Genomic DNA, 10,451 nt, shown 5'->3' with positions numbered 1-10,451 from the left:
CTCCGTATCTTCCAACAATACTTCATGGTTTCAAACGGTGCGCAATTGATCATCGATGAAGCAATCGAAAAAGGAAGCAACTTGCATGACCTTGCTGACTACGCAGTTGTACAAATCAACGATACTCACCCATCAATGGTTATCCCTGAGTTGATTCGTCTTTTGACTGCTCGTGGTATCGAACTTGACGAAGCAATCTCAATCGTTCGTAGCATGACTGCCTACACTAACCATACAATCCTTGCTGAAGCCCTTGAAAAATGGCCTCTTGAATTCTTGCAAGAAGTGGTTCCTCACTTGGTACCAATCATCGAAGAATTGGACCGTCGTGTGAAAGCAGAATACAAAGATCCAGCTGTTCAAATCATCGATGAGAGCGGACGTGTTCACATGGCTCACATGGATATCCACTACGGATACAGTGTTAACGGGGTAGCAGCACTCCACACTGAAATCTTGAAGAACTCTGAATTGAAAGCCTTCTACGACCTTTACCCAGAAAAATTCAACAACAAAACAAACGGTATCACTTTCCGTCGTTGGCTCATGCATGCTAACCCAAGACTATCTCACTACTTGGATGAGATTATTGGAGAAGGTTGGCACCATGAAGCAGATGAGCTTGAAAAACTCTTGTCTTATGAAGACAAAGCAGCTGTCAAAGAAAAATTGGAAAGCATCAAGGCTCACAACAAACGTAAATTGGCTCGTCACTTGAAAGAACACCAAGGTGTGGAAATCAATACAAACTCTATCTTTGATATCCAAATCAAACGTCTTCACGAGTACAAACGCCAACAAATGAATGCTTTGTACGTGATCCACAAATACCTTGACATCAAAGCTGGTAACATCCCTGCTCGCCCAATCACAATCTTCTTTGGTGGTAAGGCAGCTCCAGCCTACACAATCGCTCAAGACATCATCCACTTGATCCTTTGCATGTCAGAAGTTATTGCTAACGATCCAGCAGTAGCTCCACACTTGCAAGTTGTTATGGTTGAAAACTACAACGTTACTGCAGCAAGCTTCCTTATCCCAGCATGTGATATCTCAGAACAAATCTCACTTGCTTCTAAAGAAGCTTCAGGTACTGGTAACATGAAATTCATGTTGAACGGAGCTTTGACTCTTGGTACTATGGACGGTGCTAACGTGGAAATCGCTGAGTTGGTTGGAGACGAAAATATCTACATCTTTGGTGAAGATTCAGAAACTGTTATCGACCTTTACGAAAAAGCAGCTTACAAATCAAGCGAATTCTACGCTCGTGAAGCTATCAAACCATTGGTTGACTTCATCGTTAGCGATGCAGTTCTTGCAGCTGGAAACAAAGAGCGCTTGGAACGTCTTTACAATGAATTGATCAACAAAGACTGGTTCATGACTCTTCTTGACTTGGAAGACTACATCAAGGTTAAAGAACAAATGTTGGCTGACTACGAAGACCGTGACGCATGGTTGGATAAAGTCATCGTTAACATTTCTAAAGCAGGATTCTTCTCATCTGACCGTACAATTGCTCAGTATAACGAAGATATCTGGCACTTGAACTAATACTCTTCGAAAATCAAATTCAAACCACGTCAGCGTTGCCTTGCCGTACTCAAGTACAGCCTGCGGCTAGCTTCCTAGTTTGCTCTTTGATTTTCATTGAGTATAAGATACAAATTCACACTAATACATTTTGTAAAAAAGCGAGTTTCGATTGAAATTCGCTTTTTTAAATGCTGTGGATTTGAGTCAATTTTGTCTAAAAATAGGGAGATCCTAGATACAGTGAAGGCTTTAAATGCTGGTTTTTACTGTCTTTCATCCTTATTTTTCTTCGTAGTTGAACACCTCATATTTATTGTATTCGCTTACATAAAGTGTTATAATATAATTATAAGGAAGAAGGTGTTTTTATGATATATACACTTAAATTGGTGTTGTTTATTACCTTTCTTGTAATAAGCTTGTTACCTGATAAGATTTTTGGAAAAAATAAAAAAATTTGGAAAATAGTTCTTGCAATATTGATGGCGGCGACAGCATTGTCATTTATGTACTAAGTTATTTTAAGAATGTAAGGTTTATTTCCCTACATTCTTTTTAGTTTTTTCTGTTTTCTAGATTCTATTTATCCAAGCGCTTCAAAAACTAACTTTTTTTAAAGCTTAGTGTTAGTAATCTTTATAAGAAACCTAGTTTAAAACAATAAACCAGCGCTTAAAAAGCTGGTTTTTACTGTCTTCAGCCTTATATTTCTTCGTAGTTGATTACCTCATATCCCTTGTATTCGCTTACATAAAGTGTTATAATATAATTATAGGAAAGAAGGTGTTTTTATGTGGAAAAAATATTTTTCAAAATATAAATGGACTGATTTATTTTGGATACTATTTGTGATTTTGACATGCCTCTATATAGGTAACCACGATTTGTTTCCTCTCAATCATCAAGAAATCTCTTTTCGTGGTAGCTTGTGGGGGTTGGTACTGGCCTTATTTCACTTGTTATTTATTGATAAGTTTGTTATTTCGAATCGAAAATAAATGGAGAAGCTAAAAGCTTTAAATGTTTTAGACTTTTAGGATAGATAGTTTAAAAATTGAAATTTAAAACCGCAGATCTTCTTGAAATGCGGTTTTTTGTGTCAATTATAGTACTTTCCCAACCAGAATCTCAGCCTCAATAGTAATCTCTGCCAGTTGACTCCAGTCAATCTTGCTCTGGTCGATGTGAAAGAGTAGGGGCGTCATGCTGAGTAGGGCTTTGAGCTGTTCTGCTGTGATAGTTTTAGTCAGAGAGGCAGTTTGGCTAGATAGGATGGTAAAGTGTTCTTGGAAATGATTTTTGATATCTTGGTTTGAATAGTCCTTGTTTGTCAGCTGGTCTTGTACCTTCTGACGGATTTCCTTGAGGTGATTTTTAGTTGGAATAACCTTTATCAAGATGCCGTCTTTGGATAAAACGCGACGAAATTCTCCGTAATTGGCAGGGGAAAAGATATCAAGTAAGATATCCATGCTGGCGTCTTTTATAGGAAGACGAGCTAAGTCACCAACGAACCAATTGACTGCCCAGTTGGGTTCGCTCTTGGCAGCGATTTGGACAGAATCTTTGGAGATGTCGAAGGCATAGAAGGTTTTGTCAAGATGACTTTCTTGAAGTTTGCGAGAATAGAATCCTTCGCCACAACCGATATCTAAAATTGTTTTGGCATTTTTTGAGTTTGAAAGTAAATCAGAGACGACCTCTAGAATAGCTTGATAAAATCCAGATTCTAGGATTTCTTGGCGATTTTGAAAGTTTTCCTTGTCGTAGTTGGCAGATTGCTTAATTTGAGGTGCCAGATTGACATAGCCAAATTTAGCTAAGTCAAAAGAATGGCGATTGTTGCATTTGAGACTGCTCTCTACCAGAGTCAGATTTTCTTGACAGACAGGACAGGCAAAGGCAGTCGCAGAAGCAAAACGCTGAATTTTGGGTTTGAGATTTGTATTCATAGTTTAAGTGTATCAAAAGAGGCAAATGAAAGCAACTTTAGGAATAAGTAGATGGGAGATTCAGTAGAAATAAAACTAATTCTCCAATTTATAGAATAAAATTGCTTTTATATCTAAATTTCTATATAATAATGATAAGGAGGAAATAAGTATGTTAAAAGAAGTATTAAGCGTCGCAAAAGTTGCGAAAAAATCATCACTCTTTTTGGGTGGTGTCGCATTTGGTACCCTTGGCTTGAAAATCTTAGCAAGTAAGGAAGCTAAAAAAGGTTATTCTAAAGCTTTGGCTAAGGCTTACAAGCTGAAAGACGAGCTAGATGCATCTGTTTCTGTTGTGAAGCAACATGGAGACGATGTCTTGCAAGATGCCAAATATTTGTACGAGCAAGAGAAAAAAGAAGAGCAATTAGATAGCCTTATAGGAGAATAATATGTCTTTTAAAGTGCTACATAGAGGATACCAACATATCCGACTATCATCTTCTTTTTCACTCACCTTGGATATTCAAGACTATCTTCGTTCCTTGGCGAGAGATGAAAAGGGGATTGAGTCTATCCAGTTTTACATGGATCAACAGCACTTTACTCTACGCATAAAAGAAGGCTTTTCTGTATTAGATAATGCAGAAGCCTTTTTAAAAAGAATTGATAAAGGGAAAGTTTCTGAGTTGATGACTCTTCCCATTCGTAGAGAAGAGAGTGCTTATTCTATTGTTTCAGGTGCAGCGATTAAGCGTGTACTTTTTCGTAGTTTTGTGCCGTATCCTATTCGCTATATATGGACTTGTTATCAGGCTTTTGGCTATATTAGAGAAGCCTATCAAACACTAGCGCGTAAGGAACTAACGATGGAGGTTTTGGACTGTTCGGCGATTTTATTGTCCTTGTTTATGAACCAATCCAAGACAGCTAGCAATATCATGTTTATGCTTGATTTGGGGAATCATTTAGATCAGTGGTCCTTGAAAAAAACTGCAACAGATTTAGAACAAAGCCTTCTTGCAAAAGAGAGTGATGTATTCCTAGTACAGGGCGATACGGTTGTTAGTATCAAGAGTTCCGATGTTCAAATAGGAGATGTCTTGGTCCTATCTCAAGGAAATGAAATTCTGTTTGATGGACAAGTAGTTTCAGGTTTAGGTATGGTCAACGAAAGTTCCTTGACGGGAGAGAGTTTTCCAGTTGAAAAAAGAGAGTCTGATTTGGTTTGTGCAAATACAGTATTAGAAACTGGAGAGTTGCGCATTCGTGTAACCGATAATCAGATGAACAGCCGGATTTTACAACTGATTGAGTTGATGAAGAAATCTGAAGAAAACAAGAAAACGAAACAACGCTATTTCATCAAAATGGCGGATAAGGTCGTCAAATATAATTTCTTGGGGGCTGGGCTGACTTACCTATTGACAGGTTCTTTTTCTAAGGCTATTTCTTTCCTATTGGTCGATTTCTCCTGCGCTTTGAAAATCTCTACTCCTGTAGCTTATTTGACAGCTATCAAGGAGGGGTTGAACCGTGAAATGGTGATTAAGGATGGGGATGTTCTGGAGAAATACCTGGAAGTTGATACTTTCTTGTTTGATAAGACGGGAACAATCACAACTAGTTATCCTATAGTTGAAAAGGTGTTACCTTTTGGGGACTATAGTGAGGAAGATATTCTCAGAATCAGTGCCTGTCTTGAGGAACACATTTATCATCCCATTGCTAATGCCATCGTCAAGCAAGCTGAGATAGAGGGAATTGAACATGAGGAAATGCATGGGAAGCTCCAATATATCGCAAGCAAGGGGATCAAATCTCATATAGATGGGCAACCAGTTCTTATTGGAAATTATGTCTTGATGCAGGATGAGCAAATTCATATCACTTCAGAACAAAATGCTTTAATTGAAGAGTACAAGAGTCACTACAATCTCTTATTCTTGGCTTATCAGAATGAATTGATTGGAATGTTCTGCATTCATACTCCTTTGAGAAAAGAAGCAAAAGCAGCCTTGGAGAAACTTAAGGCACAAGGGAAAAAATTGATTCTGGCAACAGGGGACACCTTGGTTAGGACAGAGGAATTAGTCAAAGATTTGCCCTTTGATCAGGTCTATACAGACTTGAAACCTGATGGAAAATTTGAGTTAGTAGAGGAACTGCAGAAAGCAGGTCACACTATTTTGATGGTTGGGGATGGCTTGAATGACTCAGCGGCTCTAACCCTATCAGATATCGGTGTGGTGATGAATGAGAGTGCAGACATTTCTAAGCAGATGAGCGATATCTTATTGTTAGATAATCGCTTGGATTTCTTCCAAGAGTTGGATTCGCTATCATCATCTTTGCAAACACTCATCAAGAAGAATATTCAAGATACTGTTGTCGTAAATAGTAGTTTGATTGGCTTTGGCTTGTTTAATTGGCTCAGCCCTTCAAATCTTTCTATCTTACATAATCTAACAACCTTGCGCATAGTCCTGCGTAGTCTGTCTATTAAGGGATAGGTGGGGGATTATTCACAGCAAAAAGGAGTTACCTTTCTCGAGGGTAACTCCTTTGTTTATAGGTAAATGTTTAACAATTTAGTAAGTCAATACAAAGTATTTTTTCTTTCCACGACGGATAACAGTCAGTTCGTTCTCTAACTTATCAGTGTCACTCAAGACATATTCAAGGTCTTGGATGCGGTCACCGTTTACGTAGATAGCTCCGTTTTGGACGTCTTCACGGGCTTGGCGTTTGGAGTTAACCACACCAGATGAGACGAGCAGTTCCACGATATTGTGGTTTTCGTCTGCTTGTACTTGGTAGTTTGGTACACCACGAAGCCCTTGTTTGAGCTCTTTGACAGAAAGGTTTTTGATGTTTCCTGCAAAGAGTTGCTCAGTGATGTTGAGGGCTTCTTTGTAAGCTTCTTCACCGTGAACAAGTGTGACGACTTCACGAGCCAAGACTTTTTGAGCCAAGCGTTCGTGTGGCGCTGCTTCAAATTGTTTACGGATGTCTTCAATCTCATCAAGTGACAAGAAAGTAAAGATTTTCAAGAAGCGAACAGCGTCAGCGTCCATAACGTTCATCCAGAATTGGTACATTTCGTATGGAGAAGTCTTTTCAGGATTGAGCCAAACTGCGTTTCCTTCTGATTTACCAAATTTCTTACCAGTTGCATCTGTGATCAGTGGAACAGTGATAACGTGGCCTGTCTTGTCAGCCTTACGACGAAGTAATTCGGTACCAGCTGTCATATTTCCCCACTGGTCAGAACCACCGATTTGAAGAGTGACATTGTGGTCTTGGTTAAGGACAAAGAAGTCGTACCCTTGCATGATTTGGTAAGCAAACTCAGTGTATGAAATTCCTGTTTCGATCCGTTTTTTAACAGACTCTTTACTCATCATGTAGTTGACGGTGAAGTATTTTCCGATATCACGGAGGAAGTCAATGAAGCTGATGCTGCCAAACCAGTCGTAATTGTTGACCATGACAGCCTTGTTTTCACCATTTTCAAAGTCAAGAAAACGAGAAAGTTGTCCTTGGATAGACTTGACCCAGCCATCTACTGTGTCTTTTGTTTGGAGACTACGTTCAGCATCTTTGAAGGACGGATCTCCGATGAGACCTGTAGCACCGCCAACGAGCGCATAAGGTTTGTGACCTGCTAGCTGCAAGCGACGACTTGTCAAGATTGCGACAAGGTGGCCTAAGTGAAGGCTGTCAGCAGTTGGATCGTAGCCAGTATAATAAGAAACTTGACCTTCTTCTAGGGCTTTACGCAAAGCTTCTTCATCAGTCGTTTGAAAAATCAAACCACGCTCTTTTAGCTCATCAAAAATGTGCATGTGTCTTTTCTCCTTTTTAAAAATATTGTTTCTACCTATTGTATCACAAACTTGGGCAATAGCCTAGTAGAATAGGGAAGAAAGTGGCTATTTTATTGAAAGTTTACCTTTTATGGTATAATAGATAGAGTGAGGAAATCCATGCAAAATCAATTAAATGAATTAAAACGAAAAATGCTGGAATTTTTCCAGCGAGTAAAATCAAAAATAAATCATAAAAAATCAGAGAAAGTCTCAGAAGAGAAGAAGTCGGATGGGACAGGTGGGAAAGTTCTGGCTATCCTAGGTAGCATTTTAGTTGCTATTAAGGGAATTTTGAATACTCTCTTTATTCTAGGCTTTATCGGTGGGCTTTTTGGTGCTGGTGTAGCTCTTGGTTATGGAGTTGCTTTGTTTGACAAGGCCAAGGTTCCCCAATCGGAGGATTTGGTCAAGCAGGTTAAAAATATTTCTTCCATCTCAGAAATTGTTTACGCAGATGGGAGTGTTATCGCTTCTATCGAGAGTGACCTATTGCGAACTTCTGTTTCATCTGAGGAAATATCGGACAATCTCAAAAAGGCTATCGTTGCTACTGAGGATGAACATTTTCTTGAACATAAAGGAGTTGTGCCAAAAGCTGTGATTCGGGCGACTTTGGGAACCTTTGCAGGTTTGGGCTCGTCTAGTGGGGGCTCGACCTTGACCCAACAGTTAATCAAGCAACAAGTGGTCGGAGATGCTCCGACTTTGGCTCGTAAGGCTACAGAAATTGTTGATGCCCTTGCCTTGGAACGTAGCATGAGTAAGGATGAAATCTTGACGACTTATCTCAATGTTGCTCCCTTTGGTCGAAATCATAAAGGGCAGAATATTGCAGGTGCCCAGCAAGCTGCTGAAGGGATTTTTGGTATCGATGCCAAAAAGTTGAGTATTCCCCAAGCTGCCTTCCTAGCAGGTTTGCCACAGAGTCCGATTACTTATTCCCCTTATGAAAATACTGGAGAGTTAAAGAGTGATGAAGACTTAGAACTTGGTTTGAAGCGGGCCAAGGATGTTCTCTACAACATGTACCGTACGGGTGCTCTGACTCAGGAAGAATACGACCAGTACAAGGATTATAATCTCAAACAAGACTTCTTGCCATCAGGAACTGTCAATGTTGTTTCGAGGGATTATCTCTACTTTACAGCTATGGCTGAAGCGACAGACCGTATGTATGATTATTTAGTTCGACAGGACAATGTCTCTAACCAAGAGTTGAAAAATGAAGCGATTCGAAAGGCTTATCATGAGAGAGCTGAGCAGGAACTAAGTAATGGCGGCTACAAAATCACTACAACGATCAATAAAAAAATCCATGCGGCCATGCAAAATGCAGTTGCTAACTATGGTTATTTGGTAGATGATTCGACTGGGCAGCCTGAAGTAGGGAATGTTTTGATGGACAATAAAACGGGGGCTGTTCTAGGCTTTGTTGGTGGTCGTAATTACCAGACTAACCAAAACAATCACGCCTTTGACACCAAGCGTTCGCCAGCCTCTACAACCAAGCCTTTGCTGGCCTACGGAATTGCCATTGACCAAGGTTTGATGGGAAGTGCTAGCATATTGTCAAATTATCCTACAAATTTTGCAAATGGTAGTCCGATTGTGCATGGTAGTAGTAAAGGTACAGATATGGTCAATTTGGGTGATGCTTTAAACTATTCATGGAATATTCCAGCCTATTGGACTTATCGCATGCTTCGTGAAAAAGGTGTCGATGTTAAGAGCTATATGGAAAAAATGGGTTACGAGATTCCAGAGTACGGTATCGAAAGTCTGCCTATGGGTGGTGGGATTGAAGTCACAGTTGCCCAGCATACCAATGGTTATCAAACAATTGCCAATAACGGTGTCTACCATCAAAAACATGTGATTTCTAAGATTGAATCATCTGATGGTAGAGTAATCTATGAGTTCCAAGACAAACCAGTTCAAGTGTATTCGAAGGCAACAGCAACGATCATGCAGAGTTTGCTTCGTGAGGTGATTTCATCTCGGATCACTTCAAGTTTCCAAACGGATTTGGCTTCTATTAATTCAAGCTTAGCTCGTGCAGACTGGATTGGTAAGACTGGTACAACCAATGAAGATGAAAATATGTGGCTCATGCTTTCGACACCAAGATTGACTCTAGGTGGTTGGCTAGGTCACGATGACAACCGCCCAATGGCTAAGGGGGCTGGGCATTATCGAAATGCCAAATATATGGCCCACTTGGTCAATGCTATCCAACAGGCTGAGCCTGGTGTTTGGGGCAATGAACGCTTTAATCTTGATTCTAGTGTGACCCAGTCTCAGGTCCTCAGATCTACAGGGCAGAAGCCTGGCAAAGTATCCGTTAATGGAAGAACAGTGGATCTTTCAGGTTCTACTGTAACGAGCTATTGGGCTAACAAGGCGGGAGCTCCAACGACAAGCTATCACTTTGCTATTGGAGGAAGTGAAGCAGATTACCAAAATGCTTGGTCAGGTATTATTGGTAGTTTCTCGTCTACCCCAAGTTCAAGTAGTAGTTCTAGCAGTACCCCAAGTTCATCAGCAACACAATCAAATAGCAGAAGATAGAGCTATAAAATAAAAATCTTAAATAACGGTCTTGAATCTCGTTAAGAGAGAAGCAAGACCGTTATTGTACTTTTAAAGACAAACGCTATTATCAAAATTGTTGGTAAAATGTAAATTATCAAGTGAGTTTTGTAGCCTAGATAATATTGCAGAGATTATTCGTAATTTTAGTATAGAAATTTACTGAAAGTGCAATTGTTTGGGATGTCCTAGTTTATTAATGATATAGAAGAATATTCTCCATCTATCAGTAATATCATTTTTGTTTAGTCGTTTTATGTTAATCGAAAGTTCTTCTGGAGTAGTGAAATTTCTCTTTGTTAAGGATAAAAGCAGACTAGCTTCTGCTTTTTTATCTATATTTCTTTACCGGTAAATAAAAAAGTTAAAAAAATCACAAAAATACTTGAAGAAACAAATGAAAAGGCTTACAATTGTATTATAAATAGTACAAATAAAAAAACGGAGGAGTGCTTTATGAAAGCCTATACTTATGTTAAACCAGGACTTGCTTCTTTTGTTGACGTTGACAAACCAGTGA

Annotated in this window: 7 protein-coding genes and 1 pseudogene; 6 read left to right on the top strand and 2 right to left on the bottom strand. The window is 39.4% G+C overall.

Features of this window, described 5'->3' with window-relative positions:
• Both glgP and PAN06_RS14400 read left to right on the top strand, forming a co-directional pair.
• Positions 1-1,557 (top strand): glycogen/starch/alpha-glucan family phosphorylase (gene glgP, locus PAN06_RS10745; protein ID WP_269796292.1); only part of this gene is annotated, 1,557 nt, incomplete at its 5' end.
• Between the two features lie 773 nt (positions 1,558-2,330).
• Positions 2,331-2,537, top strand: coding sequence for a hypothetical protein (locus PAN06_RS14400; protein ID WP_004262261.1), 207 nt, complete (start codon positions 2,331-2,333; stop codon positions 2,535-2,537).
• Between the two features lie 105 nt (positions 2,538-2,642).
• Here PAN06_RS14400 and PAN06_RS10740 read toward each other — a convergent pair whose 3' ends face one another.
• The gene (locus PAN06_RS10740) at positions 2,643-3,491 is read right to left on the bottom strand and encodes a putative RNA methyltransferase (RefSeq protein WP_269796291.1); all 849 of its coding nucleotides are present in this window, start codon (positions 3,489-3,491) and stop codon (positions 2,643-2,645) included.
• A gap of 151 nt (positions 3,492-3,642) precedes the next feature.
• On the opposite strand from PAN06_RS10740, the gene PAN06_RS10735 reads away from it, so the two are divergent.
• Both PAN06_RS10735 and PAN06_RS10730 read left to right on the top strand, forming a co-directional pair.
• Positions 3,643-3,921, top strand: a complete 279-nt coding sequence (locus PAN06_RS10735; protein WP_000910903.1) for a DUF6110 family protein — start codon at positions 3,643-3,645, stop codon at positions 3,919-3,921.
• 1 nt (position 3,922) lies between these two features.
• Positions 3,923-5,983 (top strand): heavy metal translocating P-type ATPase, encoded by a 2,061-nt coding sequence (locus tag PAN06_RS10730; RefSeq protein WP_269796290.1) that lies wholly within the window; start codon positions 3,923-3,925, stop codon positions 5,981-5,983.
• A 78-nt stretch (positions 5,984-6,061) separates the two neighbouring features.
• On the opposite strand, the gene tyrS is transcribed toward PAN06_RS10730, so the two are convergent.
• Positions 6,062-7,318, bottom strand: a complete 1,257-nt coding sequence (gene tyrS / locus PAN06_RS10725; RefSeq protein WP_269796289.1) for a tyrosine--tRNA ligase — start codon at positions 7,316-7,318, stop codon at positions 6,062-6,064.
• Between the two features lie 141 nt (positions 7,319-7,459).
• Between tyrS and pbp1b the strand changes: the two genes are divergently transcribed.
• Entirely contained in the window at positions 7,460-9,910 is a 2,451-nt protein-coding gene (gene pbp1b / locus PAN06_RS10720) for a penicillin-binding protein PBP1B (RefSeq protein WP_269796288.1), read from the top strand.
• Between the two features lie 477 nt (positions 9,911-10,387).
• A pseudogene (locus PAN06_RS10715) lies at positions 10,388-10,451 on the top strand (alcohol dehydrogenase); the annotation flags it as partial.

This window comes from Streptococcus sp. SM3, from assembly GCF_027497875.1.
Note: the sequence above shows the minus strand (reverse complement) of the source record. Positions and strands in the feature narration are given on the sequence as shown.